Annotated in this window: 24 protein-coding genes; 13 read left to right on the forward strand and 11 right to left on the reverse strand. The window is 48.1% G+C overall.

Annotation, left to right across the window (positions count from 1 at the left end):
• The first annotated feature begins 372 nt into the window (after positions 1-372).
• The 3 genes from EBO34_RS17750 (at position 373) to EBO34_RS17760 (ending at position 4491) form a co-directional block, all read left to right on the forward strand.
• Positions 373-2130 carry a sensor histidine kinase gene (locus tag EBO34_RS17750; protein WP_122901068.1) on the forward strand — a complete coding sequence of 586 codons (1758 nt, stop codon included), beginning with the start codon at positions 373-375 and terminating at the stop codon, positions 2128-2130.
• Entirely contained in the window at positions 2127-2846 is a 720-nt protein-coding gene (locus tag EBO34_RS17755; protein ID WP_122901070.1) for a LytR/AlgR family response regulator transcription factor, read from the forward strand. The genes EBO34_RS17750 and EBO34_RS17755 overlap by 4 nt, the downstream gene beginning before the upstream one ends.
• 199 nt (positions 2847-3045) lie before the next feature.
• On the forward strand, positions 3046-4491 hold the full coding sequence (locus EBO34_RS17760; protein ID WP_122901072.1) for a carbon starvation CstA family protein: 1446 nt from the start codon (positions 3046-3048) through the stop codon (positions 4489-4491).
• A 302-nt stretch (positions 4492-4793) separates the two neighbouring features.
• Here the strand turns inward: EBO34_RS17760 and EBO34_RS17765 are convergent, their stop codons facing one another.
• Positions 4794-5348: a hypothetical protein gene (locus EBO34_RS17765; RefSeq protein ID WP_122901074.1), complete on the reverse strand. Its 555-nt coding sequence runs from the start codon at positions 5346-5348 to the stop codon at positions 4794-4796.
• Between the two features lie 124 nt (positions 5349-5472).
• Here EBO34_RS17765 and EBO34_RS17770 point away from each other — a divergent pair, with 124 nt between their 5' ends.
• Positions 5473-6585, forward strand: a complete 1113-nt coding sequence (locus tag EBO34_RS17770) for an alanine racemase (RefSeq protein WP_122901076.1) — start codon at positions 5473-5475, stop codon at positions 6583-6585.
• Positions 6586-6909: 324 nt separating this feature from the next.
• Here the strand turns inward: EBO34_RS17770 and EBO34_RS17775 are convergent, their stop codons facing one another.
• Both EBO34_RS17775 and EBO34_RS17780 read right to left on the reverse strand, forming a co-directional pair.
• Positions 6910-7422, reverse strand: a complete 513-nt coding sequence (locus EBO34_RS17775) for a small multi-drug export protein (protein ID WP_122901078.1) — start codon at positions 7420-7422, stop codon at positions 6910-6912.
• Between the two features lie 12 nt (positions 7423-7434).
• A complete protein-coding gene (locus tag EBO34_RS17780; RefSeq protein WP_122901080.1) occupies positions 7435-8025 on the reverse strand; it encodes a TetR/AcrR family transcriptional regulator in 591 nt (196 codons plus the stop codon).
• A gap of 221 nt (positions 8026-8246) precedes the next feature.
• Between EBO34_RS17780 and EBO34_RS17785 the strand changes: the two genes are divergently transcribed.
• The 6 genes from EBO34_RS17785 (at position 8247) to EBO34_RS17810 (ending at position 14160) form a co-directional block, all read left to right on the forward strand.
• The gene (locus EBO34_RS17785; protein WP_122901083.1) at positions 8247-8978 is read left to right on the forward strand and encodes a PAS domain S-box protein; all 732 of its coding nucleotides are present in this window, start codon (positions 8247-8249) and stop codon (positions 8976-8978) included.
• A 148-nt stretch (positions 8979-9126) separates the two neighbouring features.
• Positions 9127-9606: a site-2 protease family protein gene (locus EBO34_RS17790; RefSeq protein ID WP_122901085.1), complete on the forward strand. Its 480-nt coding sequence runs from the start codon at positions 9127-9129 to the stop codon at positions 9604-9606.
• Between the two features lie 80 nt (positions 9607-9686).
• Complete coding sequence (locus tag EBO34_RS17795; protein ID WP_122901087.1) at positions 9687-9989, forward strand: HNH endonuclease; 303 nt, start codon at positions 9687-9689, stop codon at positions 9987-9989.
• An 11-nt stretch (positions 9990-10000) separates the two neighbouring features.
• A complete protein-coding gene (locus EBO34_RS17800) occupies positions 10001-11374 on the forward strand; it encodes an aldehyde dehydrogenase (RefSeq protein WP_122901090.1) in 1374 nt (457 codons plus the stop codon).
• A gap of 544 nt (positions 11375-11918) precedes the next feature.
• On the forward strand, positions 11919-12206 hold the full coding sequence (locus EBO34_RS17805; protein WP_122901092.1) for a RyR domain-containing protein: 288 nt from the start codon (positions 11919-11921) through the stop codon (positions 12204-12206).
• 25 nt (positions 12207-12231) lie between these two features.
• The gene (locus tag EBO34_RS17810; protein WP_122901094.1) at positions 12232-14160 is read left to right on the forward strand and encodes an NAD-binding protein; all 1929 of its coding nucleotides are present in this window, start codon (positions 12232-12234) and stop codon (positions 14158-14160) included.
• 156 nt (positions 14161-14316) lie between these two features.
• Here the strand turns inward: EBO34_RS17810 and EBO34_RS17815 are convergent, their stop codons facing one another.
• The 6 genes from EBO34_RS17815 to ade form a co-directional block, all read right to left on the reverse strand.
• The gene (locus EBO34_RS17815) at positions 14317-15522 is read right to left on the reverse strand and encodes a GNAT family N-acetyltransferase (RefSeq protein ID WP_122901096.1); all 1206 of its coding nucleotides are present in this window, start codon (positions 15520-15522) and stop codon (positions 14317-14319) included.
• Positions 15523-16953, reverse strand: a complete 1431-nt coding sequence (locus EBO34_RS17820) for a cryptochrome/photolyase family protein (protein WP_122901098.1) — start codon at positions 16951-16953, stop codon at positions 15523-15525.
• Positions 16954-17085: 132 nt separating this feature from the next.
• The gene (locus EBO34_RS17825) at positions 17086-17805 is read right to left on the reverse strand and encodes a 3-ketoacyl-ACP reductase (RefSeq protein WP_122901100.1); all 720 of its coding nucleotides are present in this window, start codon (positions 17803-17805) and stop codon (positions 17086-17088) included.
• Positions 17806-17903: 98 nt separating this feature from the next.
• The gene (locus EBO34_RS17830; protein ID WP_122901102.1) at positions 17904-19391 is read right to left on the reverse strand and encodes a potassium/proton antiporter; all 1488 of its coding nucleotides are present in this window, start codon (positions 19389-19391) and stop codon (positions 17904-17906) included.
• Between the two features lie 21 nt (positions 19392-19412).
• Positions 19413-19976 carry a tyrosine-type recombinase/integrase gene (locus tag EBO34_RS17835; protein ID WP_122901104.1) on the reverse strand — a complete coding sequence of 188 codons (564 nt, stop codon included), beginning with the start codon at positions 19974-19976 and terminating at the stop codon, positions 19413-19415.
• A 479-nt stretch (positions 19977-20455) separates the two neighbouring features.
• Entirely contained in the window at positions 20456-22189 is a 1734-nt protein-coding gene (ade, locus tag EBO34_RS17840; protein WP_122901107.1) for an adenine deaminase, read from the reverse strand.
• A gap of 160 nt (positions 22190-22349) precedes the next feature.
• On the opposite strand from ade, the gene EBO34_RS17845 reads away from it, so the two are divergent.
• A complete protein-coding gene (locus EBO34_RS17845) occupies positions 22350-23669 on the forward strand; it encodes a lysine N(6)-hydroxylase/L-ornithine N(5)-oxygenase family protein (protein ID WP_122901109.1) in 1320 nt (439 codons plus the stop codon).
• Positions 23670-23760: 91 nt separating this feature from the next.
• Here EBO34_RS17845 and EBO34_RS17850 read toward each other — a convergent pair whose 3' ends face one another.
• Entirely contained in the window at positions 23761-24039 is a 279-nt protein-coding gene (locus EBO34_RS17850; protein ID WP_183163945.1) for an acylphosphatase, read from the reverse strand.
• Between the two features lie 146 nt (positions 24040-24185).
• Between EBO34_RS17850 and EBO34_RS17855 the strand changes: the two genes are divergently transcribed.
• A complete protein-coding gene (locus EBO34_RS17855) occupies positions 24186-24932 on the forward strand; it encodes a lysophospholipid acyltransferase family protein (RefSeq protein WP_122901113.1) in 747 nt (248 codons plus the stop codon).
• 87 nt (positions 24933-25019) lie between these two features.
• Complete coding sequence (locus EBO34_RS17860; protein WP_183163946.1) at positions 25020-25349, forward strand: SCP2 sterol-binding domain-containing protein; 330 nt, start codon at positions 25020-25022, stop codon at positions 25347-25349.
• Between the two features lie 36 nt (positions 25350-25385).
• Here the strand turns inward: EBO34_RS17860 and EBO34_RS17865 are convergent, their stop codons facing one another.
• The gene (locus tag EBO34_RS17865; RefSeq protein WP_122901118.1) at positions 25386-25526 is read right to left on the reverse strand and encodes an FbpB family small basic protein; all 141 of its coding nucleotides are present in this window, start codon (positions 25524-25526) and stop codon (positions 25386-25388) included.
• Positions 25527-25536: the final 10 nt, after the last annotated feature.

Consider the following 25536-nt stretch of genomic DNA (forward strand, 5'->3'; position numbering starts at 1 on the left):
TTGATTACTCCTATATTATTTCTCCTTCTCTATCCCACCAGGAATTCAAAGAATTCTTTAAAATACCTGACTCGCGCAGGGCAACAGCAATCATCTCAAATTTAAACCTGACCGGCTATGGAAGCGGAAGGGGGAAGAAATATATACTGGATCATTTGAGATCGACCTAACTTGTTTAAATGTGATGCTAACTTGTTTAAAACTAGTGCTAACTCGTCTAAACGGCCTGCTAACTTGATTAAATGCCCGTCTAACTCGATCAAAGCCACCGCCCCCCGCTCCCACACACCTCTTCCCATCCCGCGCCAAATCCTCTATCATGTACTGTGGATAATCGGACATAGTAAGAAAAATACATAAAGGAGACCGCCTATGTGGGAACTGCTCGTCCTCATGCTGGAGCGCCTTGGCATCATCGTCATGGTCGCCTTCATCATGACCCGGATTTCATACTTTCGCCAAATACTGGACCGCTACGATGTCACATTCACCCAGCGCCTGAAAATCACCATCCTCTTCGGCTTGTTCGGCATCATCGGCACCTACACCGGACTCGCCGTGAGCCCGAACCAGCAGACCTTTTCCGTCTGGACGTGGGACCTCAATGAAGACGAAGCCCTCGCCAACTCCCGGGTCATCGGGATCGTCGTGGCCGGACTTCTAGGCGGCTGGCGAGTCGGTACAGGAGCCGGCATCATCGCCGGCGCGCACCGCTATGCCCTCGGTGGCTACACCGCCTTTGCGTGCGGCATCTCCGCTGTGGTCGCCGGCATGCTCGCCGGACTCGTCCACCGGTTTGTAAAAAAGAAACGGATCGTCTCACTCCCGGCAGCCCTCGGCGTCGGCGCTCTTTGCGAAGCGATCCAGATGGGCATCATTCTGGTCGTGGCCACACCCTTTGACCAGGCCCTGGCCCTTGTTCAGATGATCGGCATGCCTATGATCCTTGCCAACGGTGTGGGAGCGATGATTTTTGTCCTGATCATCAGAAGCGTCCTCCGGGAAGAAGAGCGGATCGGCGCCGCCCAGACCGAGCGCGCCCTCCGTATTGCCGACCGGACTGTGGGCCACCTCCGGAAAGGCCTCACACCGGAGTCCGCAAAAGCAACATGTGCCATTCTAGTAAAAGAAGTCGGCGCTGTAGCCGTGTCGATCACCGACAAAACCCGGATTCTCGCATTCGAAGGCCAGGGCAAAGATCACCATCCGGTGGGGAGCGAGATCCAGACGCCCGCCACAAAAGAGGTGATCGAAACAGGCAGCATCATCGAAGCAAAAGAAGAGGACATTGCCTGCAGTGAACCCCGCTGCCCGATCCGGTCCGGCATCATCGTCCCCCTCAAGCAGGAAGGGGACACGATCGGCACCCTCAAGTTTTACGTGAGCTCGGAAAAAGAGATCACCCCGACCAAACGGGAGCTCGTAAAAGGCGTGTCCTTATTTTTAAGCAACCAGCTCGAACTTGCCCGGGTCGACGAACTCAAGGCTCTCGCGGGTGAGGCCGAAGTGAAGGCGCTCCAGGCCCAGGTGAGCCCGCACTTTCTCTTTAACGCCCTGAACGTGATCATCTCCATGATCCGCATCGACCCGGCAAACGCCCGCAAGCTTCTGCTCCACCTGTCTCGTTACCTGAGGCAGAACCTGACAAGCATGAAGCGGGAGCAGGCCACACTAACAGACGAGCTCAACCACGTCCGAGCCTATATGGCCATCCAGGAAGCCCGCTTTCAGGACCGCCTCAAAGTCACCTACGACTTGGACGAAACGGCCATGACCATCACCGTCCCGTCCATGACGCTCCAGCCCCTGGTGGAAAATGCCATGAAACACGGCTTTGAGGGTAAAAAAAGAAACGGCTTTTTCGAACTCGGTATCCACGTCAAAATCCAGGACAGCGGAGCCTTTCGTATCGAAGTAACAGATAACGGCGCCGGCATAGGCAAGGAGCGCCTCAAGGAAGTCAAAAAGCAGCCGGTGGAATCACAGGAAGGAACCGGACTTGGTTTGTACAACGTCAACCGCAGGCTCGTTCTCATGTTCGGAGAAGCAAGCGAACTTCACGTGGAAAGCCGAGAAGAAAACGGCACACGCGTCTGGTTTGACGTGGTGAAAGGAGGAGAAAGGAAATGATCCGTGTCGTAATCGTAGACGATGAACCTCTTAGCAGAGATGAACTCGCTCACTTATTATCGGAGTATAAAGATATGGAGGTAGTCGGACAGGCAGGATCCGGAGAAGAAGGTCTGGAGCTCAGCCTGAAGCTGAGTCCCGACGTGATCTTTCTGGATATCGAAATGGCCGAGATGAGCGGCGTGGAACTGGCCAAGGCCCTCCAGCAGCTCAAAAAAGTCCCCGCAGTTGTGTTTGCTACAGCGTACCCGGACTATGCCGTCAACGCCTTTCGCCTGGAGGCCCTTGACTACCTCCTCAAGCCCTTCGACGAAGAACAGCTCGAAGAAACGGTGGAGCGGATCCGTTCTTTATACAAAACGGCATCCGAAATGCCGTCAAAAAAGGTGTCCCGCCTGGCCGTGGAACACGATGAAACCATCACCTACCTGACCCCGGAAGAGATCGATTACTGCTTCCGGGAAGGGAAGGAAACGAAAGTGTGCACAGGCGAGCGCTGCTATTCCAGCCGCCTCACGCTCCGTGAACTTGAAGAAAAACTCGCCGCCCATTCCTTTTTCAGAACACACAAAGGGTATCTCGTAAACCTGGAGCGGGTCGAGTCCCTCACCCCTTGGCTGAACGGCGCCTACCAGGTGAAAATGCGCGGGGGCACGGGCGACATTCCCGTGAGCCGGAACTATGTAAAAGAACTGCGGCAGAAGCTCGAGCTTTGACGGACGAACTCCGTTAAAGCTCTTTTGTTAACGAAACGAGAAGCAAAAAAATCCCCGTACTGAAACCGCTGTCATCTGAAGCGTCATTTACGACACGTGAAGAGCCGTTTTCGACATGTTACGACGAAAACAGCTTTCTTTATTGTTTTCGCGCTATAATGAAAACGTATTCAAAATGAACGCACGAGGTGAAGCACTCATGATTACATTTTTAATCTCCATCGTTATATTAGTGATTGGTTATTTCACATATGGAAAGTTTGTTGAAAAAATATTTGGTGTAAAGGAGGCGCGTCCGACTCCTGCCTATGCAAACCAGGACGGTGTCGACTACGTGCCGATGGGAACGAAACGAAACTCTATGATTCAGCTGTTAAACATCGCCGGCGTCGGTCCGATTTTTGGTCCAATCCTCGGTGCCTTATACGGTCCCGTTGCGTTTTTATGGATCGTCCTCGGGGCGATTTTTGCCGGAGCAGTCCATGATTATTTAACCGGAATGATCTCGATTCGAAACAAAGGAGCCCACCTGCCTGAGCTTGCCGGGAAGTTTCTCGGTAAAGTGATGAAGCATGTAGTAAACGGCTTTGCGGTCCTGCTGCTGCTTCTCGTAGGTACGGTGTTCGTCACAGCGCCGGCTGCGTTGATCGACAACCTCACGCCAGGCTGGGTAACGATGGGGCTTATCATCACTCTGATTTTTATCTACTACATCATTGCGACGATGCTGCCGATCGATAAAATCATCGGCCGCGTGTATCCGATCTTCGGGGCACTCCTTGTTCTGAGTGCACTGGGTATCGGAGGCGGACTTGTGGTTACAGGTGCTCCGATTCCTGAATTAAGCTTCTCAAATATGCACCCAGAAGGACTGGCCATTTTCCCGCTGCTGTTCCTCACAATCAGCTGTGGAGCGTTGAGTGGATTCCATGCAACCCAGTCGCCGATTATTTCACGTACCACTCAAAATGAAAAACAGGGACGTAAGATTTTTTACGGGATGATGATTACTGAAGCCGTCATCGCCATGATCTGGGCAGCCGCTGCCATGGCCCTGTTCCACGGCACAGATTTGAACGCCCTCATTGCAGAAGGCGGACCAGCTGCTGTTGTAAGTGAAGTAAGTCTTGTGATGCTCGGTGCCATCGGTGGTACACTTGCGATCATCGGGGTCATCATTCTTCCGATCACATCCGGTGACACAGCCTTCCGTAGTGCCCGAATGATTCTCGCGGACTACTTCAACATTGGTCAAATCAAGAAGATGAACCGTCTGTTCATTGCCCTGCCGATGTTTGTGATCTCTGTTGCACTGACGCAGATTGACTTCACACTCCTGTGGCGCTACTTCTCCTGGGCAAACCAGAGTACAGCTATGATCGCCCTCTGGATCGGCGCCATGTACCTGGCCCTTCAAAAGAAAAATCACTGGATTGCCAGTCTTCCGGCAACCTTTATGACAATGGTTACGACAACCTATATCCTGAACGCCGAGATCGGCTTCGGTCTTCCGATGAACGTCTCCCTGATCGGAGCCGCCATCGCCACCGTTATCATCATTGTCCTCTTCTCGCTGAAATTGCGTAAAGAACTCGGAAAAGATCAGCCGTTCGAAGTGGATATGGTGTCAAAAGAAGTAGCATAATAAAGCGCGGGTCTCCCTGATCGGGAGGCCTGTTTTTTTGTGGGATAGGGTGGCTAAGGTGTTAATGCGTGAGCGCAACCCGGGGGAAAGCGAGGTGGTTGGGGGAGAAAACCGGCTAACCTGTTTAAAAGGAGTTCTAACCTGTTTAAAACCGCTAACAACGTGTTTAAATCGCATCCTAACCCGTGTAAAGCCGCACCTAACGTGTTTAAACGCACCGCACCGCCTATCCACCGACCCCGCCCGCCGAAAAAACAGCCAACGAAAAAAGCCCGACCCGCGCCGGGTCAGGCTTTCCCATTTTAGTTCTTGTCTGTTAACCTTAATAAATAATTCATAGCTGCAATGAGCAGGGGATCGTCCGCCTGTTGTTGAACGGTTACGGTGTGGGCAGTAGTGATGCCGTTGCGGATAAAATCGCTTTCGGCTTTAAAAGTCAAGTCCGCGGACCCGCCACCGTCTTTTACCTCAAGGACGCCCTTTTTGGATGACCCGGCTATGTGCCCTTTTTTCATCGTAATCAGACGATCATGGCTCGTGTAGGTAAGGGTGTGAACCTGAGCCTGGTGGGTCGTTTCTTCCTTAATTTTTCCCACAATCTGTGTCCCGTCAAGAACATTCCAGTGACGGGGCTTGTTCGGGATAAACCCGTTCGACTGCACGATGGTAAACTCCATCCCTGACAGGGTCGTGAACGTCAGATGTGCCCACTGGTTCGGAACGATCTGGTTCATGACATCATGAACTTTCGTCGGGAAAAAACGCTTCATGCTTCCTGTATGGTCACCGTCCAAAAGCACGGTTACGTCCTGATTGTCTGAATCGAGGGGCGGTTGGCTGTATGTGATGGTTTGCATGGGACCTGCCTCCTTTATATTAGCACTTCCGATAGTACAACGAAAAAATCTACTAAAGAAACGCACTCATGTCAATGCGTTCAGTGAAACTTACATAGTTTACTAAAAGAATGGAGGGTTTTTTATGAAAACATGGAAGGAAGCTCCTACGCCGGTTCTCGTCCTCGACCTTGAGAAAATGAACCGGAACATCGAAAGAATGGCTGCATCAGCCAGGAAGAACAACGTGAAGTTGAGGCCGCATATCAAAACCCACAAAAGCCTTGAGGTGGCAAAAAGGCAGATCCACGCCGGTGCCACTGGACTCACCGTTGCGACGCTCTCCGAAGCAGAGGTATTTCAAAACGCTGGCTTTGACGATCTTCTTGTTGCTTTTCCCTTAAGAAGCGAAGAGAAAATTGCCCGTTTTGTTGCGCTTGCAAAGCGGGGCAGGCTCATTGCAACCATTGATGACATTGTACAGGCAGGGAGACTTGATGAGGCGGCAGCAACGGCTGGCATGCGAGTTGAAGTGTGGGTAAAAGTAAACAGCGGACTGAACCGGTGCGGAGTAGACCCCGGAGAAGAAGCCGTCTCCCTTGTAAAAGACATTGCCCCGCTTCAGGCGCTCCAGGTGACCGGTCTTTACACCCACGCAGGTCATGCCTATGGCGCCGGCGCACAGGAAGACCGGGAGCGGATCGCGAAAGAGGAAGCAGAGGCCGTTGTCCGGTCGGCAGAGGCGTGTGAAAACGCAGGGTTTCCCATCGAGAATCGGAGTGTTGGAAGCACCCCCACCTATGAATGGAGCGGGGCTTATGATGGAATTACAGAAGTGAGACCCGGGAATGCCGTGTTCTTCGACGGCGTCCAGGAGGGGCTTGGCGTGTGCACAATGGATGAATGTGCCCTTACTGTAACCGCCTCGGTGGTGAGCGGGAAAAAAGACAGGCTGATCGTCGATGCCGGCAGCAAATCCCTCACACTTGAAAAAGGGGCTCACGGCAACGCCTCGGTAACCGGCTTCGGGACCATTGTGGAACCTGTAACCTTGGCGGGGAAATCACTGACCCGGTTATCCGAGGAACACGGTATTCTCGATTTTCCCGACGGAGCACCAGCCATCACGGATGAGGTGATCCGCATCATCCCCAATCATGCCTGTACAGCCGTGAATCTCTACGACCACTATCTAGTGGTGGAAGGGGATACGATCGCCGACCGTTGGCCGGTGGATGCAAGAGGATGCAACACGTAAAATAATCCCGGGAGACGCTTTCTTCTCCCGGGATTATTTATGAAACCAGAGCCAAGTTGTTAATTAAGCAATTGGGCAAACGTATCTTACACTTAGGGAAGCTTAATTTACGGTTTGGCAAACGTATTTTATACTTAGAGCAACGAATTTTACACTTAGAGCAGCGAATTTTACACTTAGACAGCCGTATTTTACAGTTAGCGTGGGAAATTCACGTATTCTACACATATGCAAATCTATTTTACGGTTAGACAACTATCTTACACTTAGAGCAACGAATTTTACGCTTAGGCATGCGGTCATTTAAACCGTCCAACAGGCTCCCTACAAAATAAAATCAAACCCATAGTATGCAGCAATGGTGAGAAACACGGTCCATGCCGCGAGACTTGCCCCCATCCACACTGTGGTGGCGTGCTTATTCGCTTTTAACGATAAAGCGATAACCGCAGCCAGATGAATACCCGTAAGAAGAGGGCCGAGAAGAGCGAGGCCCGGAAGACCGTATTTTTCAAAAATCCGGTGTGCCCGCTCTGCCCTCCGTTGCTTTTTCATCAGCTGCTCCTCGTCCTGCTCCGTCTGTGCCGCAAGCTTTACGGCTTTTTTCTCCTCACGCCTGCTTTTCCAATTCGTATAGAGCCTGGTCGTCTGAAACCATTTGAGTAAATACACAATCAGAACCACAGGAATAAAGTTGCCGGCAAAGGAGACAATGCCCACCCCAAAAGGGTTAAGCCCCATCCCGATACCGATAGGGATAACAAAAAGGATCTCAAGCCACGGGAGGGCGGCCATCAAGAAAACCAGTATATACTGCCATAGCAGATCAAACATCATCAAGCACCTCTCTTAATCAGCCCGGATACCCCGCCAGAACACGTTCCATGCGTGCTGCCGCTTCCTGTTGACCGTATCCGGATCATAATAAAACATCTGGGCTGAAATCCCGTCCAACACGCAGTAAAAAGCGTCCAAAACGTCAGCCGGACTGCTTTTTTCGATTGCCCTGTCGTTCATTCCACGGGTAATAACCGGAAGCAGGACAAGGTTGAGTTCTTCTTCAAAACGCAAAAAACGCTCATGGACAGAAAGCTTCAGATCCTTTGGGGGAAACAGTAAAAAATGCATATAAAACCTTCCCACCTCTTCTTTCCGCAAAAAATCGGTGGTCATGATAAACGCCTTGTGAAGGGTGGTGTCCACACTCTCATCATCCGCCCCTTCATGGACGGTCTCATTCAGCTCGGCGACGTAACGGGCATAAACATCATCAACAAGTGTTAAAAACAACGCCTCTTTATTTTTAAAATGGTTATACAGGGAAGATTTGCGGATTCCCACTTCATCAGTAATCTTTGACAGGCTGGCTCCATCGTACCCCTCCTGGGCAAAAAGGCGGAGGGACACCTGTTTAATTTTTTCCGCTGTCCGAGATGGCATCTATCGTCACTCCTTATGTGGTCAATACAAAAAACGAACGATCGTTAGTATAACCCGATTTTACATAATCCAACCTCAATAGTCAACAAAATGAACCAAAATCAAACCTCACAAACTATGGGAATTTATCAATTTCCTTCTCTTGTGCCTTTATTTCCTTTACAATGGAAAGAAGATTAATAGGCAAGGATTGGAACTGAAACCAGGAGGGTGCTAATAACATGTTCAAGGAAGCACTTAATCAGATGCAGCAACCAGTTATTATTAACACTGAAGATTATATAATCAGCTATGTAAATGATGCTTACGAGGAGCTTTTTGAACTCAAAAGCGAAGACATTGTAGGAAAGCATCTCCACGACGTGTTTACTGACACCCCGCAGGAGAACCAAGTTGTAACGGAAATGATCGACAATGACTTCAGGAAGTTTAGTAAGAAAGTAACACACAAGCTCGGAGGAGAGATCCTTTTTCTAGACTCTGTTTCCAAAAGATTTGAGCATGAAGGCGAGAAATATGTGATGACCAGGTTTGAGGATCTGACGGAGCACGCCAGACAGGAAAAAGAACTGAAGAAAATGATTATCGACATGACGGTGAATGTGGTGCCTCTTTCCGATACGATCGGCGTGCTGCCCCTGCCACCGATTCTTCGAGATGAGCAGAAGTGGGTCATTGTGGAAAAAACAGCCCAGATCTGCAGGGAGAAGCGATTCTCAAAACTTGCCATCAACCTGTCAGCGATCCGGACTCTGGACGAAGAACTCGGCGATATTATTATCCGCCTCATCGAAGTGCTCCGCGTCCTCGGTGTAGACGTGATTCTTACAGGTGTACGTCATGAAATTGCCGCTGATTTTTCCCAGGTAGATCTGGATTTTGACCGGATCAAAGTTTACCAGAATCTGAAGCAGGCAGTCGAGTATTTCTTTTCAGAACCAAGGGATAAATAGAGTAATCAGGCTGTTTTCGGAAAAAAACCGGAAGCAGCTTTTTGTTTAACAACAATCCTGGTTTGAGATTTTTCCACATAACGCACGTTTAACAGGTAAACGTATTGGAAATAGGAGAAGTACTTATATGTGAAAGGGTGAAAGCACCGTGTTTGGCTGGTCAGATGTTCCCACAGCGATCTGGGCGTTTTTTGTCATATTACCTCTCGTGTCCCTGATCCACGAGCTTGGCCACTATTTATTTACCCGTTTGTTCGGCGGGAAAATAAAATTTTGCCTCGGCCGTGGAAAAATATTGTTTAAATTAGGCGGGATCGAAGTCAGGCGCGTTTATTTCCTTGATTCCTGGTGCCAGATCGATAAGTTAAGCGTAAGTAACAAATGGTCCCATACAATTGTATATCTCGGTGGGCCCCTTTTTAATATTGCAACCGTGATCGTAATCAATTCTTCCATTCATATGGGATTGCTGGAGCCGCATATCCTCTTTTATCAATTTGTCTATTTCTCCTTGTATTTTACCTTTTTCTCTCTTCTGCCCGTCGACTACGGAGACGGAAACCCGAGTGACGGAAAAGCGATTTATGATGTGATTAAGCATGGAACCGCACGTGATCCTCTACAGTAGAAAAAAACGAAAAAGTTGTAGATCAGTGGCTTTTTAACATAATATAAGAATAAGCATGCTGGAAAAAAGGAGCGCGTTGGATGAAGGGGCAGACTGGTACATGTGAGTTATGTTTACGGGAAGGGGCAAGGCTGACGGAGCACCACCTCATTCCAAAAGAAGAGGGAGGAACTCATCTGGAAACAGGGATGCTGTGCTCCCCCTGCCACAGGCAGATTCATAACCTTTACACCAATCAGGAACTCGCACTCCGGCTCGGAACCATTGAGCGTCTCCGTGACGATGAAAAGATAAAGAAATTTTTAAAATGGATTAAAAAGCAACCGGCGACAGCGTCGGTGAAAATGAAAAAATCCAATGAACGTAAGCGGAAAAGAAGGTAGGAGGAATCACGATGAGTGGGGAATTCAAAACACTGGTGGACAAGCAGCGCCGCTTTTTTTATACAGGCGCAACAAGGAAAGTATCGTTCCGCGTAGAACAGCTGCAGAAGCTGAAAAGCGCGATTAAAAGACGGGAAGACGACATTATGGATGCCGCATGGAGAGACCTGGGCAAATCGAGAAGGGAAGCTTTTCTTTCTGAGATCGGCTTTTTGTACAGCGAAATTAAGGATGCGACAAAAAACATCGATGACTGGGTAAAGCCCCGCAAAGAAAAGACGGCCATTACCCATGTGGGATCGACCAGCTTTATTTATAAAGAGCCATATGGTGTAACGCTCATTATCGGACCGTGGAACTATCCGTTTCACCTCGTGATGGCACCACTCATCGGAGCCATTGCGGCGGGAAACACAGCTATTTTGAAGCCTTCAGAAATGACGCCTCACACAAGCGCCGTGGTCCGGGAGATTATTGAAGACACGTTCGAAGAAGACTTCATCGCCGTAAGAGAAGGGGATGCGTCCGTTGCAAAGGGCCTTCTCGAACAAAACACGGACTACATTTTCTTTACGGGAAGTGTTGACGTAGGCCGAAAAGTCATGGAGGCGGCGAGCAGACACCTGACCCCGGTGACGCTGGAACTCGGCGGGAAAAGTCCGGCTATTGTGATGAAGGACGCGGATGTGAAGCTGGCAGCCAAGCGAATCGTCTGGGGCAAGTTTATCAACGCAGGGCAGACTTGTGTGGCACCGGATTACATCCTCGTTCAGGAAAAAGCGAAGCGAAAGCTTTATAAATACCTGGTGAAGTATATCAAGAAATTTTACGGCATAGGTGTCGAAGAAAACAAGGAATACCCGCGTATTGTAAACGAAAAACACCATGACCGGATTACGGCACTTCTTGATCCTGATAAAATCGTTTACGGCGGCGCTCATAACAGAGAAGAGCTGTTCATCGAACCGACGATTATGGATAACGTTACCTTTGATGACGATGTGATGGGGGAAGAGATTTTCGGACCGATTCTGCCGCTGATCAGCTTTGAAGATGAGTACGAAGTGATCGACTTAGTACGCAAACGGCCGCACCCTCTTGCTCTGTATCTGTTTACGGAGAAAAAACAGACCGAATCTCTTATTCTTGAGAACCTGAGCTTCGGCGGAGGATGTGTCAACGATACACTCATGCACATCACGACACCTCATCTTCCATTCGGCGGTGTCGGGGAAAGCGGCATGGGTGCCTATCACGGGAGGTCGAGCTTTGAAACGTTCTCACATGAGAAAAGCGTCCTGAAGCAGACAAATAAATTTGACCTGCCGTTCCGATACAGCAAAAGTGAAGGCTCGATTAAAGCGATGAGGAAGATGTGGGAGTAACACACTCCCGTAAGTGGCCGGAGGCTGGGACATAAAGAAAGGGTTTAGCTGATAATCCGAACAATGCGCTAACATAGCGGATGAAATATACGCAGACTCCTGCGGGATGAAAAGCAAAGGTGAGACCCCACAGTGACGAGCATTTACTTCATGAAAATGCGACGAGTTGCTTCGACGCAGACAGCTGCAAAGGTTAGCTGGCAGAGGAAGAAGCAGGTATGCTGGAGGAGGGTAACCTGCTTTCCGCGGAAAGCGAAGTATATTTCAGGAGCGATTTATTTGCACCGCATATGATTCGTTCGGATTCTCGTTGACTAAAACACTTTTGTCCCAGCCTCCGGTTTTTTATTGATAAAGTGGAATGAAAGCACGATAGTAGAAGCCGGTTTCGAGGAGGCCCCGCAGATGCAAACGTCGAATCGAACCGCCCGTGGAAAGTGCGAATTCAACAGGAAAGTTTACCAGAGCTTTTTAACATTGCCAATTTGTAAATAATACAAATTAAGGTATAATTGGAACATACATAAACAGAGGTGTTTAAATCATGACCTATAAGCCAAAGCCGATCAATACCGATCATATTACGCTGCCTGAAGATGTAGAAAAACTGACCGAAGAACTTGCAAAAAATACCCATGACCTGTGGGCGGAAGAAAGAATGAGAAACGGCTGGACCTATGGACCGAAACGGGACGACGAAAAACTGGAGCACCCGAGCCTTATAGAATATGAATGTCTGTCAGATTCAGAAAAAAGGTATGACCGGATCACAGCAATGAATACCTTAAAAGCCATTATGGCACTCGGGTATACAATCGATAAAAAGAATTGAACAGACGATGTGGGGAGATTGAAGATTGTTTAATGAAAAATTAACAACGTTGCACGTATGGCTGCTCAGCACTGCCGCTTTCCTTTCAGGCGGAGCTGCGTTTGTTTTTCTGTTTCACCCTGAATACAGTGAGGGACCTTATGCAAACATACTGGCTCTTGGTTTGCTTTTTACATTTATCATTATCCTGAACTGGTTAAAAGTGCCCCGGCACAACCGACTTCAGAAAATATCTTTTGCGGTTGTCATTCTTACAGGAGTGCCGAGCTTTTTCGAACTCATTGATGGCAATGGGTTTCACGTCTTTTTTGAGAGTCTGTATGCCACAGTGAAGTTATTCTTCCTTAACCTGGATACCACGGAAGTTCCGTTTTCCCTCGAGATCGCCCGCTGGTTTGCCGTTCTCTTTATTCTTTCTGCTGTGCTGAACAAAATCTATAACATTACAACAGAAACGTTCAAAAGCAGATTAATAGGTATTGTCGGTAATCACTACGTCATTTGCGGATTGAATGAGGCTGCTAAAGAACTGGCACTAGACCTGCGAAAAGACCACAAAAAGGTTATTGTGATCGAAAAAGACCATCAAAATGAATTTATCGGTGTGCTTAGAAGAAACGGGGCGGTTGTGATCGAAGGGGACTTTCTTGATTACAGGACCTTGGAGAAGGCAAATGTCATCAACTGCAGACATCTTCTGATGATGACAAAGAACGACACGTTAAACATTGAAGCACTTATCAAGACCACCTCGATTTTTAAACAGCGTAAAACATTCACAACAAGAAAAACAAGGTGCTGCATACACATCGTTGACCCTAAGTTTCATAAAGTGATTGAAGAGTTCGAAAAGGAAATTAACAACCACAGCAAAACGAAAAACAGCCTTGATCTGGAAATCTTCAACCTCTATGAAACAACGGCCAAAGTACTGTTCCGTCATCACCCGTTATATAAGCATAAAGCGAAAGGCGAGGCTGTCCACCTCCTCATTGTGGGATTCGGAAAGACCGGCCAGCACATCCTCCTCCAGGCAGCCAGGCTGAGTCATTTTATGGACGGAAAAAAACTCCACGTGACGATCATTGATAAAGAGGCAGATTATAAGATTAAGAGCTTTCGTAAACGGTATAAGTTTATTGACCGCGTGTGCACCATGAAGGTGATTACAATAGACGTTGAGACCATCACGGATCTCACCGAACTGCGTTTAGAGGAAACGAAGCCGATCACCTACATCGCAGTGAGCTTATCCTCAGACCATATTGATTTTATTAACGGCCTTTTCTTCTGGGAACAGTACCACACGATTCCGGTTGCGATCCATATGGAGCGTGATGTGAACATTGCTGAGTGGGTGGACCAGAATGTGAAGCAGTTTAAAACGATGTACCGGTTCGGAGACCTGCAGAACATTGCCAGTGAGGATGTGATTATTAACCACCGCCTCGATGAACTGGCAGAAGAAATACACGACTATTATTGCGAAACGAACGAAGGCGGAGGCCCCTCCTGGGAGGAACTCAGTCTTTTTCACAAGAATTCCAACCGTGCCCAGGCGGATCACATTGAAACAAAGCTCAATGAGTTAAACTTTCATAAAAAACGAAGAGACAAGATTGATCCTCAAAAAGACGAGATCGTTGATGAAAAAGAGTACCATGAAGCATTAGAGGGGGTAATGGAACAGCTGGCAAAATCAGAACATGCCCGCTGGTGCGCTTTTCACTTTACGAACAACTGGGATACGAAACAAACGATTGAAAACAAAAATGATGCCAAGGATAATGGCAGAAAGCTTCATTCAGCTCTTGTTCCGTGGGAAGAACTTGCAGCGGTTGAGGACCTGCTGGAGAATACCAACTACCGGGACGGAAACAGAAAGACCGTTAAAAACCTGTATTCCTTACTCAAAGCCAAAGGCTACGTTGTGTGCAGAGGGAAGGCAGGTTAATCAAAGACGTTTCAGGAGGCCTGAAAAGATGACCCCAATGCAGGTGTTAGTAAAACTGGAATTTCTATCCTGCTGATCAATCATAGATAAACGACATGGAGATTATGTTTCTCCATGTCGTTTTTTTCTTAGGATGAGGCACAAAAGAAATTAATTTCAGAAAAAATCATAAAAGAACGGCTTACGGTCCGGAATCATGCCGGCTAAACGCACCACTTCTTCTTTTCGCCCGGTAATAAGGCCGGCATCGTAAAGAACGCCGGCAGGCTGGGCATTGAGCATCAGGGCAGACAGGGTATTGACGGTCATTGTAAGACCACGTTTTGGCGGGTGTGCACAGCTCGCCCCCTGTTCCGGCTTATGATGATGGGTCACGTGGACCGGTTCACCGCCACCAGCAGCCGGTTTGATCACATACGTGCCATTATTCCACTCACAGAAGCTGTCCTCCAGATGAATGAAAACTGGCCCGTCATCTTCGTTCGCTGTCACAAAAGGATACGCCTCAAGAAAGCTCTTCGCGTCCACGATTCTCGCCATAAAATACGAACTGACCTTTTTCTCTACATGGGGGTCGTCCAGTAAAAACACGGTTCCATCGTCCCCGGGAAGTGTGACAACCGCTTCTTTGATCATGGAATCGTGGTTGCTGATGAACGTCCACAGGCCTGTCCGAGCCTCATGATCAAGCCAGACGATCTGGTGAACGGTGAGAACTTCATCTTTTACCTGATAGTAAAGATAACCCCGTGCTTCTTTATCCTCGTTAAAATAAACGGCGAGCTCACCGTCCCGGCGTTTAAAAACCGAGCGCTCCCACCAGGTGCTGTTACGTTTTAAAGGACCGTTGAATTTCTGTGCCCACTGATCATAAACAGGCCCGACAATCGTGTCATTCTTTTCCACACGGCGTACGCTTCCCTTTGTCGCCCGACGAACAGGGAGCTTATCCCTGGGAATCGTAATTACGGTCTGGTCGGCAAAGAGCTCCCAGCCGAATTTGCGGTAAAAAGGGATGGAGAACGGATACAAGAAGGAAACGGTCTGTCCTTTTTCCTTCATTTCGTTAAGAGCAGCCCCGAGCAATTCGCGGACGAGTCCCGACCGGCGGTGCTCGGGCCACGTGGCAACACCGGCAACACCGCCCATGGACCACGGTTTACCTCCAATGTAGACATTCAAAGGAAGGACTGTGGCTTTTGACTGAATGTCACCTTCTTCTTCAATGACCCACGTTTCCGCAGGATTCATTGCTTTTTTTCTTTCTGTTCTCTCGTCTTCTGTTAATTCATACTGAAACGCGAATTCTGACATTCGGATGGCTGTGTCTAGCTCGTCTTCTTTTAATTTTCGAATGTTCACTTAACCCTCTCCCTTAAACATCTCAATCGCTTTTTTTCGTTGCACACTGTGATCAACGGACGGCTCAGGATAGTCTTTTCCGATCAGGCAGCCTGCTTCTTTCTGCACGTCCTCTGGCATTTTCCAAGGCTCGTGAATGAATTTCTTTGGCACGTTCTCTAATTCCTGCACGTACTTGCGGATAAAGTCGCCATCAGTATCAAACCGTTTGCCCTGGGTTGTCGGGTTAAACACCCTGAAGTAAGGAACGGCGTCGGTTCCAACAGAGGCAGCCCACTGCCAGCCTCCGATATTGGATGACGCATCATAGTCGATGAGCTTCTTCTGAAAATACCGCTCACCAAGGCGCCAGTCGAGGAGATAGTCCTTCGTCAAAAAGGAAGCGGTAATCATTCTGAGGCGGTTGTGCATCCAGCCGATCCGATTAAGCTGCCGCATCCCTGCATCCACAATCGGGAATCCGGTCATGCCTCCGGACCACAACTGAAAACACTCTTCATCTTCCCCCCAGCTGAGGGCCGTATATTTCTCCGTAAGTTCTTTGTTTTTGGAGTCAGGGTGATGGGCATGAATCATATAGTAAAAGTCCCGCCACGCAAGCTCTGAGAGATATGTTTCAGCACCGGCCCCGGCTTCTTCCCGGCGGGCAGCCGCATGGTGGTAAACCTCCCTCGGTGAAAGAACCCCGGTTTTTAAATAAGGGCTGAGCCGGCTCGTGGCTGCCTTAAGAGGAATGTCCCGCTCGTTCTTATAGTAATTTAGACGCTCATCTACAAAGGTTTCCAGCCTGTCGAGCGCCGCTTCACGGCCGATTGCCTGCCAGTCTCCTTTGCAGCGGGAGAGGACGTCTTCCTCAAAAAACGTTTCCCCTTTTTCATGGAGAGGTTTTAGCTCAGCCTGATAATCTGCCAGTGTTTTTGTGTCCACTTGATAGGATCTAGGCTTTTCCTCTTTGCTCCACGCTTTGTGATAGGGGGTGAATACCTTGTAATAATCACCGTCCTGCTTTGTCACCTCGTGAGGGCCGTGCAGGTGGGCGTCTTCATATGCATAGGTTTCAATCTCTTTTTTATGGAAAAAATCAATCGCTTCTTGATCCCGGACGCTGTTTTCACCGGCATCGTCTCTGTTAAAAAAGACAGCTTCAAGGGACGAAACCCTTTTCGTTATTCGGTTTAGTGCCTCTTTAAGCTCTCCGTATACAAGGTGCAGGTGAACACCGTGGTCTTTGCACAACTTGCGAAAGTCGTTCAGTGTCTGAAAAAAGTAATCATGATGAAGGTCGATCTCTTTTGTAAAACGGGGGTCCAGGTGGAAAAAAGCAAACCACCGGGCATCATTACGTTTCACGGTTTCAATGGCATGATACAGAGCTACCTGGTCGTCCAGGCGAAAGTCGCTTCGAAACCAGACGGCATACGTTTCAGTCATGTTGATCACCTCATTCTTATCATATCGAAAGAGGGGAGGTTTGAGAAATAAATCGATTAAAGGGGTAAAAATCAAGGAAACAGCCCCAAAAGGCGTAAAGACCTCCTGGAGCTGTTTCCTGAAATGACACATTTAAAATGGATTGGTTGCCCATAGCGCCGCGGTTTTCACGAAGGTGCGCTGATCAAGCTTGAGCTGGCTTACCATAAATTCCGCCAGATCCTCCGCCTGGGTGAATTTCTCCGGATCCCGTTCGCTGTTGTCCCGCCCCCGGGTAAGGTCTGTTTCCACGAGGCTTGGAGTAAGGACGCTTACGCGGATGTTGTGAGGTCTTACTTCCTGCATGAGCCCTTCACTCATGCCGATCACGGCAAACTTTGATGCGCTGTAGGCGCTTGAGCCTTTTGTACCTTTGAGACCGGACATAGATGAAATGTTAATGATGTCGCCTCGGTTTTGGGCAATCATCCCAGGCAGCACTGCTTTTGTTACATGGACAATTCCCATCACATTCACATCAAGGACGTTCTGCCACTGCTCGGTTGTAAGCTCCTGAAACGTTCCTCTGGCAGCGATACCGGCGTTATTAATCAGAATATCGATTCCGCCAAGCTCGTCTTCGATTTCTTTTACCGCCTTCCGGACTTCAGCTTCGTTCGCTACATCTGCGGCGGCTGTGACAACAGTGGCACCAAGCTCGGTGAGTTCGTCTTTTACTGAGCCGAAACTGTCTTCTGAGCGGGCGACGAGACCAAGGTGTGCGCCTTCCTTTGCAAGAGCAATCGCGGTGGCCCGGCCGATTCCCCGGCTGCCTCCAGTAATCAGTGCTTTCTTTCCTTGTAATGATTGCATTATCTATCATCCTTTCTGTACTGCTTTACGTTTTCTTTATTCACGAAAGAGGAGCGGTTGAAACTTACGAGTTCCTGTTGTGACTTCATTACCATCATTTATTTTTCCGGAACACTCTCACGTTCTCCTAAAAGGATGGTGAGCTGCTTCTTGCTTTTTCTTGAAACGAGAATATAGAGGATGTCATTTTGTTCAATGATCGTTTCCCCATATGGTGTCACGAGCTCGCCGTCACGAATGATGGCATTGATCAGTACATCCGGAGGAAATTCGATCTCAGCCAGATTCTTCCCAATAATGGCTGTCTCTTCATTCACTACATACTCGACCATCTCAGCATTTGCCTGACCGATGGACACGAGCTCAAGGGAGTGCAGAGGTGTGACTTTTTTCGGTCCCGTAAGACCAAGCTTATTGGCAAAAGGAGAAATGGTTGAGCCTTGGATTAAGGCTGATGTTAAAACAACGAAAAAGACGACATTGAAAAACAGCTGTGCATTCTCAAGGCCAGCAATCATGGGAAATGTGGCCAGTACAATCGGAACAGCCCCACGAAGTCCGGCCCAGGAAATGAGGGTTTTCTCTTTCCAGGAGTACTTAAACCCGATCGTAGACAAAAGAACAGCCAGTGGTCTGGCGATTAAGATTAAGACAAACGATAAAATTAACCCGTGAAGGATGACTTCAAATGTAAACAGCTGCGCGGGAAATACGAGTAATCCGAGAATGACGAACATGAGAAGCTGCATCATCCAGGCAAATCCTTCGTTAAAACGGAAGATCGTATGCCGGTATGTCAATTCTGAATTACCGATATAAAGGGCAGCCACATACACAGCCAGAAGTCCGCTTCCCCCAAGGCTTGCCGTTACACTGTAGGTCAAGAGAGCAAATCCCATGGCAATAATCGGATACAGCCCCCCTGAATCGAGGTTGATCCGGTTAATGACCCACGACGCAATCCAGCCGAGTGCCAGACCGAAGATAAGGCCAAGCCCCATCTGGAGAAAAAACATCCCTATCGTATGCAAAATGTTTGTTTCTTCAATTGTAATTAACTGAATAAGAGCGAGCGTCAGAAACATGGCCATCGGATCGTTTGTGCCCGATTCCGCTTCCAGTGTGGCTCCAAGCCGTGCTTTAATGTTTTGCCCTTTTAATGCGGCGAAAACGGCTGCTGCATCTGTAGAACCGACAATGGCACCGAACAGCAGTCCTTCAAGCCAGGTAACACCAAGAAGGAACGTTGCAACCACAGCGACAGTAAAACTGGTCACCAGTACTCCAACAGTGGCAAGAAGGAGAGAAGGGACCGCTACGGGTTTTATTGTTGACCACTTGGTTGAGAGTCCCCCTTCAAACAAAATAACCACGAGTGCGAAGATTCCGATTACCTGTGCGTAGGAAGCATTGTCGAAATAAATAAGGCCGAGCCCGTCACTTCCGGCAACCATGCCAAGGACAATAAATAAAATAAGAGCAGGAACCCCAAAACGGGAGGAAAACTTTGTCGTTACAACCCCGATAATGAAAAAGAGGGCTAATATAAGTATGAAATAATCGGTATTGATGATGTCTTGTATCATCCTGTATTCATGACCGCCTTTCTACAAATTCACGTCTATTTTTAAGGGTGCCTGTTGTTCAGGATCGATTCCCAGGTATTCATAGGTTTTCTTCTTGGAAGTGTGATTCAGTATTTTTTGAAGGAGCGAAATGGCAACTCCTTTTTGGTAAGCGTGATAGCCGAAGGTTTTCCGCAGCGTGTGGGTGCCGATCTTATTGGTAATCCCGGCTTCCCTGGCTGCCTGGTGGATAATTCTGTAGGCCTGCTGGCGGGAGAGGGGAAAGTCTCCTTTTGCAGATTTGAATAAGTAATCCCCGGGTTTAAGATCCCTGCTGGATAAATAAAGATGAAGTGCCTCGTGCACCTGCTTATTCAAATAGAAGTGGCAGTATGCTTTTTCGTTTTCTGTATAGCTGAAAAACTCGTTAATACTGCCGGAAGAATCGGATATATCAGATAATTTAATGGAGAGAATCTCTGAAATGCGCAGCCCGGTATTAATGCCGAGAGTAAACAGGGCATAATCCCTCGGAGACTGCTTTTTTAATATTTCCTTAATCTCATTGATTTTACTGATGTCTTTAATTGGTTCAACATATTCCATAATATTGACCTCCAAGTTACTTAACATAATGATAGCATAGCAATATGTAACATGAAAACGATTAGCCTTGTTATATATAAAGGAGAAAAATATGTAAAAGCCAAACTGGTTTTTTGTCATTTCCAATAAACAAACGCTTAAAAAGAGGTACCGGCTGTTGAAAAAGATATTTTCTCATTGATGGAGATTGTTGATGCCGCCTGCATGTCCTTCGCTTTCCGCGGTGGTGCCGGCAAGACTCCTCGAGCAATGCTCTGCGGGGTCTTTCCTGGCCTCTGCTACCGCAGGAGTCTTCGGACATTCCGGCTGCATTCCTTTATCTGCGACCCAAGAATATTTGTGAAAATAACTTCCTATTATCTACATAACTTCTTTCATGAATCGAGAAACTCAAGTTTCCAAATACGCTGGTTCTAGTCTGAAAAAAACCCATTAAAAGAAGCTGCCCCATACGTGCTTTGGGAACAGCTTTCGGGACTCTATTCTTTAACCGGAACACTTACATGCTTCATCTCTTTTACATCAAACAGCCCCATGTCTGTTAACTTAAGCGATGGGATTACGGGAAGAGCGAGAAACGACAAAGTCAGAAATGGATTAAAGATATTTTCACATCCGGTCTTGTGCAAAGCTTCGTGAAGCTCATCCAGCTTCTTTGCAACAGCTTTTACCGGCACCAGTCCCATCAGCCCGCCGCATGGAAGAGGACAGGACACAGCCCGACCGCTGCTTACCACCGTTAAGCCCCCCTGATCTTTTTCAATCTTCCGGACTGCCTGAAGGATATCTCTACCCGATGTTCCTACGGCAATGATGTTATGGGAGTCGTGGGCGATGGTAGTCGCAATGGCACCGTTTTTCAGACCGAGACCTTTCACAATCCCAAGGCCGATATTCCTTGTTTTCCCGTGACGCTCCACAACGGCAAGGATGAGCTGATCCGCTGCTGTATCAGGAGCAAACGTGCCGTCCTCTTTTACGTTTACATGTTCCACGGCGTGTCTGGTAACAAGAGAGTTTGCCTGCACTTCAATGATGTTTGCTCTGTTACACCCGTTCATTGAAATCGCAAAGCTTTCTTCTGTAAGCGCTGGCAGGTGAACGGTCTCCTTCAATTCTTCAGGCAGGTCCACTGTATAGTCAGTGTCCCTCGTGAGCTTACCTTTTTCCGCTTTTTTAACGCCCTTTATATACACCTCGTCAGCATGAAATTCCTCAAGGCTCTCTGTGAGAACAAACGTGGCTTCAAATCCCGGAGCCACCGCTCCTTTGGTTTTGAGTCCGAAGCATACAGCGGGATTGATCGTTGCCATCTGTACCGCTGTAACCGGATGCACGCCTTCTTTTATGGCGATTCTGATATTGTGGTCAATGCTTCCTTCTGTGAGAAGGTCGTCCGGATGCTTATCATCCGTGCAGAACATGAACCGGTGGCTGTTAGCCTCATTGACTGCAGGGAGAAGGTTCTTTACGTCTTTGGCAACCGAGCCTTCCCGGAGCATCACATAAAACCCCCTACGTACCCGTTCGATGGCCTCCTCGGCTGTGACACATTCGTGATCTGTTTCAATACCCGCAGTGCGATAGACGTTCAGAGCATCAACACCGAGGCCTGCCCCATGTCCGTCAATGTTTTTCCCGGCGTTCTTTGCAAGAGCCAGTTTTGCCAGCATGTCTTCATCTCCTGAAGTCACAGCCGATGAGTCCATGACTTCAGCGAGGCCGAGGACTTTCGGGTGATCCATAAAGGGAGCAAGATCCGTTGCTGTGAGTTTTGCGCCTGCAGTCTCAAATGGCGTACTCGGCACAGAAGAAGGCAGCATTGTGTAAAGATCTGTGTCTGCTTTTTCCGCTTCCTCCAGCATAAAACGGATCCCCCGTTCCCCGGAGACATTGGCGATTTCATGAGGATCAGTAATCGCCGTCGTTACGCCTCTTGGAATGAGGGTATCGGAAAAGTGCCGCGGTGTCATCATGGATGATTCAATATGTACATGAGCGTCAATCAGACCCGGCACCATGATTTTCCCTTTGGCGTCATACACGTCTCGTCCTTTAAAAGAAAGGCCGGTCCCAACAATCATTCCGTTTTGGATCGCAACATCCTGGTCTTTTATCAGAGTTTTATTAAACACGTCCACAATCGTGGCGTTTTTTATCACAAGGTCACACAGCTCCTGCTTCCGGGCTGCTTTAATCTGGTTTTCAAGCATGGGAGTCCCCTCTCTTGTTCCGCTGTAATTTTACTTAGTTTATCCGCTGCGCACAGAGGCGTCAACAAAAGCTTTAAATGGGAAAAAAGAGGGTAATGGGAATGAGAATAATATTTGTCGAAAAACTAATAGAACCAGATGAGAGGAAGAAGGCGTTACTATGGGAAATCCAGCTTCATATGACGTAATTGGGATCGGAATCGGACCGTTTAACCTGGGGATGGCAGCCCTTTTGGATCGTGTTGACGATGTGAATGCCATCTTTTTTGACGAATCAGCTGAATTTAACTGGCACCCGGGAATGCTCATTGAAAGAGCTGATCTTCAGGTTCCGTTTATTGCAGACCTGGTCACCTTCGCAGACCCGACGAGTCCTTATTCGTTTTTAAATTACTTACACAAGCACAACCGCATACAGAAGTTTTTTTTCTTTAACCGTTTCGACATCCCCCGCTCGGAATATAATCACTATGCCCAGTGGGTGGCAGCGCAGCTTGACTATTGTCACTTTGGGAAACGGGTCACCGATGTGATTAACCGGGGAGAAGAGGGAGATCCGTTTTATGAAGTGGTCGTTGAAGACCGGGAAGCAAAGGTCACAGAGCGGTACTATGCTAAAAATGTGGTGATGGGAACCGGGAGCATCCCTCTCGTACCTGAAGGATTTGATGCCTTTCCGGTGGAAGACGTGGTTCACACCAGCCAGTATATGTGTCATAAAGACGGGATTATGAAAGACTCCGAGGACATTCTTATCGTCGGATCGGGCCAGAGTGCAGCCGAAGTGTTCCTTGATCTTCTCCAGCGTCAGGAGAGCGGCGGCTATCATCTTCACTGGATTACGAGGTCTCCGGGCTTTTTTCAGCTTGAATCGGGCAAAGTAGGGCAGGAAGTGTTCTCCCCGGATTATGTGAATTACTTTCACAGACTGAGTTTTGAAAAAAGAGAAGAAGAGCTCCCGAACCTCTATCACCTCCGAAACGGCGTGGAGGAGAAGACCCTTCACGAAATTTACGATCTTCTTTACCATAAATCCATTCATCCGGGCAATGCGCCGGTGACGATCCGCTCTGCAAGTGATGTGAAAACGATTGATAAAACAGATGAGGGACGTTACGATGTGACCTGCCATCAGTGGATGGAGGAAAAGAATTTTCACGTGGAAGCAGACAAGATCGTACTGGCTACCGGGTACAAGCCGAACATGCCGGAGTGGCTCGAAAAAATGAAAGAGGAGATCGTCTGGGAAGACGATAAACGTTTTAAAGTGCACCGGGACTACCGCCTCGCCTTTAAAGACGAACGTCCCCACAACATGTTCACAGTCACAAACATCGAACATTCCCACGGTGCAGGAGCCACGAATCTAGGCCTCGCCGTCCACCGGAATGTGACGATCATTAATAAAATTGCCGGCCGAAGCGTTTACGAGGAATCAGAGGAAACCGTCTTCCAGCGGTTTGGGACGGATAAAGAATAAGAGGCTGACTTAAAAGTCCAAAAGCAGTTGGCAATAGCTCCGCTCATTGCAAAGACACCTGAGGTAAAATGCCACCTCAGGTGTCTCTTTATTATTTCGTCTTTCTCTTCCGGAATTTCGTTTCATTTTTCTTCGGTTCAATGTCGTAAGTTACGACGTTTTCCACCTGGGAGCGCTTTGGCCCTTTCTTTATTTTTTCCGTAAATGCTTTCAGGTTTGATTCTGTTCCTTCTGCTTCAAACTCCACTGTACCGTCAGAGCGGTTTCTTACCCACCCTTTTACATCAGCGTTTACCGCTTCATGCATGGTGAAGTAACGAAACCCGACTCCCTGCACTCGTCCGCTTACAATTCCGTGTATGCGTTTCAACTTAAGCACCTCCAATAAAGCCATTAGTAGTGTATTACCCGTGCGTTTTTTCAGTCACACACAAATCTCGTATTTTCACCACGATCCCGGCAGCCTCTGTTATAATAGGGCTGGATAAAAGAATGGAAAAAATGAGGAGAAAGAACATGATTCGAACAATCGTATGGTTTACGTATTTCTGGCTGTATCTTCCCACCACCATTCCCGCATTGCGGAAAGTGAAAAAGCTCCGCAAAAACGGAAATGACGAGCAGGCAGACCAGATCGTCAAACAGCAGTCCAATAAGTGGGCGAAAAGACTTGTAAAATTAACCGGAGCACGGGTGAAAATCGAGGGGATAGAGAGAATCCCGAAAGACGAACCGGTGCTGATCGTCTCCAACCATCAGGGGAACTTCGATATCCCGATTATTCTCGGCTACCTCGATTTAAAAATCGGCTTTATTTCCAAAGTGGAAGTGAAAAAGTTGCCGATCATTGCATCATGGATGGAAGAAATGAACTGCGTGTTTATGGACCGGAAAAACCGCCGCCAGTCCGTAAAAGCGATCCTTCAGGGAGCAAAACAGCTCAAGGATGGTCACAACCTTGTCGTATTCCCGGAAGGAACGAGAAGCAAGGGAGGGCCTGTAAGCCAGTTTAAACAGGGAAGCTTTAAGCTTGCCACCAAATCAGGAGCCGCGATTCTGCCGGTTACCATTAACGGCTCATTTAAAATAATGGAAGCCAACAACAACCTGATGAAGCCGGCGGATGTAAAAGTCACAATCGGAGAGCCGGTCCGCATTCACCAGCAGAACAAGGATATTGACGGCATTACCCTTGCCGGCATCGTACAGGAAGAGATCGAGAAAAACCTTGACGTTCAGCCGCCGGTAAAAGAAACCGTATAGTTTTTTATGAAAATAAAAGGAATCCCCTGAATCGTGTCGTATTTAGTAAAGTGAATGACTATTCATTTTTACTTAGGGGGATTTTTTATGGCTGTAAAAGAGAAGTTTGACACATTAACGGAGAGAATGAACGCAAATCCGGCGCACCTTGGAACGATGAGCGTTCTTTATAAGTTTGAGCTCAGCGGGGACGAAGCAGGGACTTATCAGCTTCACATTAAAGATCAGGCTGCCCGTTACACACTGGGGGATACAGAGGACGAGGACATTACCCTGATCATGAAGGATAAAGATTTCCTCAAGCTCTCGGAAGGGAACCTCAATCCGACGATGGCTTATATGAGCGGAAAGCTGAAAGTGAGGGGAGACCTAGGCAAAGCCATGAAACTTCAGACACTGCTGAGCGAATACGCATAAAAAGGAGCGGGCCCCTACAGGGTGCCGCTCCTTTTTTTATTTTGAGTCCTGTTTTTCTAACGCGTGCTTGTCTTCAACTTTCTTTTCAATCTGGTGAATCGCTTCTGGATCATTTAAAAGCTGGGCTCTATTTTCATTTACGAGTTCTTCAAATGTTTTATGGAAGCGCTTGCGCATAAATTTTACA

Origin of the sequence: Alteribacter keqinensis (genome assembly GCF_003710255.1) — a bacterium.
In the GTDB taxonomy this organism is placed as follows: domain Bacteria; phylum Bacillota; class Bacilli; order Bacillales; family Salisediminibacteriaceae; genus Alteribacter; species Alteribacter keqinensis.

Coding starts and splice junctions, on each gene's coding strand:
- EBO34_RS17755 (WP_122901070.1), top strand. CDS start 2,127: ATGATCCGTGTCGTAATCGTAGACGATGAACCTCTTAGCAGAGATGAA.
- EBO34_RS17750 (WP_122901068.1), top strand. CDS start 373: ATGTGGGAACTGCTCGTCCTCATGCTGGAGCGCCTTGGCATCATCGTC.
- EBO34_RS17805 (WP_122901092.1), top strand. CDS start 11,919: ATGACCTATAAGCCAAAGCCGATCAATACCGATCATATTACGCTGCCT.
- EBO34_RS17785 (WP_122901083.1), top strand. CDS start 8,247: ATGTTCAAGGAAGCACTTAATCAGATGCAGCAACCAGTTATTATTAAC.
- EBO34_RS17795 (WP_122901087.1), top strand. CDS start 9,687: ATGAAGGGGCAGACTGGTACATGTGAGTTATGTTTACGGGAAGGGGCA.
- EBO34_RS17855 (WP_122901113.1), top strand. CDS start 24,186: ATGATTCGAACAATCGTATGGTTTACGTATTTCTGGCTGTATCTTCCC.
- EBO34_RS17835 (WP_122901104.1), bottom strand. CDS start 19,976: ATGGAATATGTTGAACCAATTAAAGACATCAGTAAAATCAATGAGATT.
- EBO34_RS17865 (WP_122901118.1), bottom strand. CDS start 25,526: ATGCGCAAGCGCTTCCATAAAACATTTGAAGAACTCGTAAATGAAAAT.
- EBO34_RS17765 (WP_122901074.1), bottom strand. CDS start 5,348: ATGCAAACCATCACATACAGCCAACCGCCCCTCGATTCAGACAATCAG.
- EBO34_RS17775 (WP_122901078.1), bottom strand. CDS start 7,422: ATGATGTTTGATCTGCTATGGCAGTATATACTGGTTTTCTTGATGGCC.
- EBO34_RS17820 (WP_122901098.1), bottom strand. CDS start 16,953: ATGACTGAAACGTATGCCGTCTGGTTTCGAAGCGACTTTCGCCTGGAC.
- EBO34_RS17770 (WP_122901076.1), top strand. CDS start 5,473: ATGAAAACATGGAAGGAAGCTCCTACGCCGGTTCTCGTCCTCGACCTT.
- EBO34_RS17845 (WP_122901109.1), top strand. CDS start 22,350: ATGGGAAATCCAGCTTCATATGACGTAATTGGGATCGGAATCGGACCG.
- EBO34_RS17760 (WP_122901072.1), top strand. CDS start 3,046: ATGATTACATTTTTAATCTCCATCGTTATATTAGTGATTGGTTATTTC.
- EBO34_RS17780 (WP_122901080.1), bottom strand. CDS start 8,025: ATGCCATCTCGGACAGCGGAAAAAATTAAACAGGTGTCCCTCCGCCTT.
- EBO34_RS17800 (WP_122901090.1), top strand. CDS start 10,001: ATGAGTGGGGAATTCAAAACACTGGTGGACAAGCAGCGCCGCTTTTTT.
- EBO34_RS17825 (WP_122901100.1), bottom strand. CDS start 17,805: ATGCAATCATTACAAGGAAAGAAAGCACTGATTACTGGAGGCAGCCGG.
- EBO34_RS17860 (WP_183163946.1), top strand. CDS start 25,020: ATGGCTGTAAAAGAGAAGTTTGACACATTAACGGAGAGAATGAACGCA.
- EBO34_RS17830 (WP_122901102.1), bottom strand. CDS start 19,391: ATGATACAAGACATCATCAATACCGATTATTTCATACTTATATTAGCC.
- ade (WP_122901107.1), bottom strand. CDS start 22,189: ATGCTTGAAAACCAGATTAAAGCAGCCCGGAAGCAGGAGCTGTGTGAC.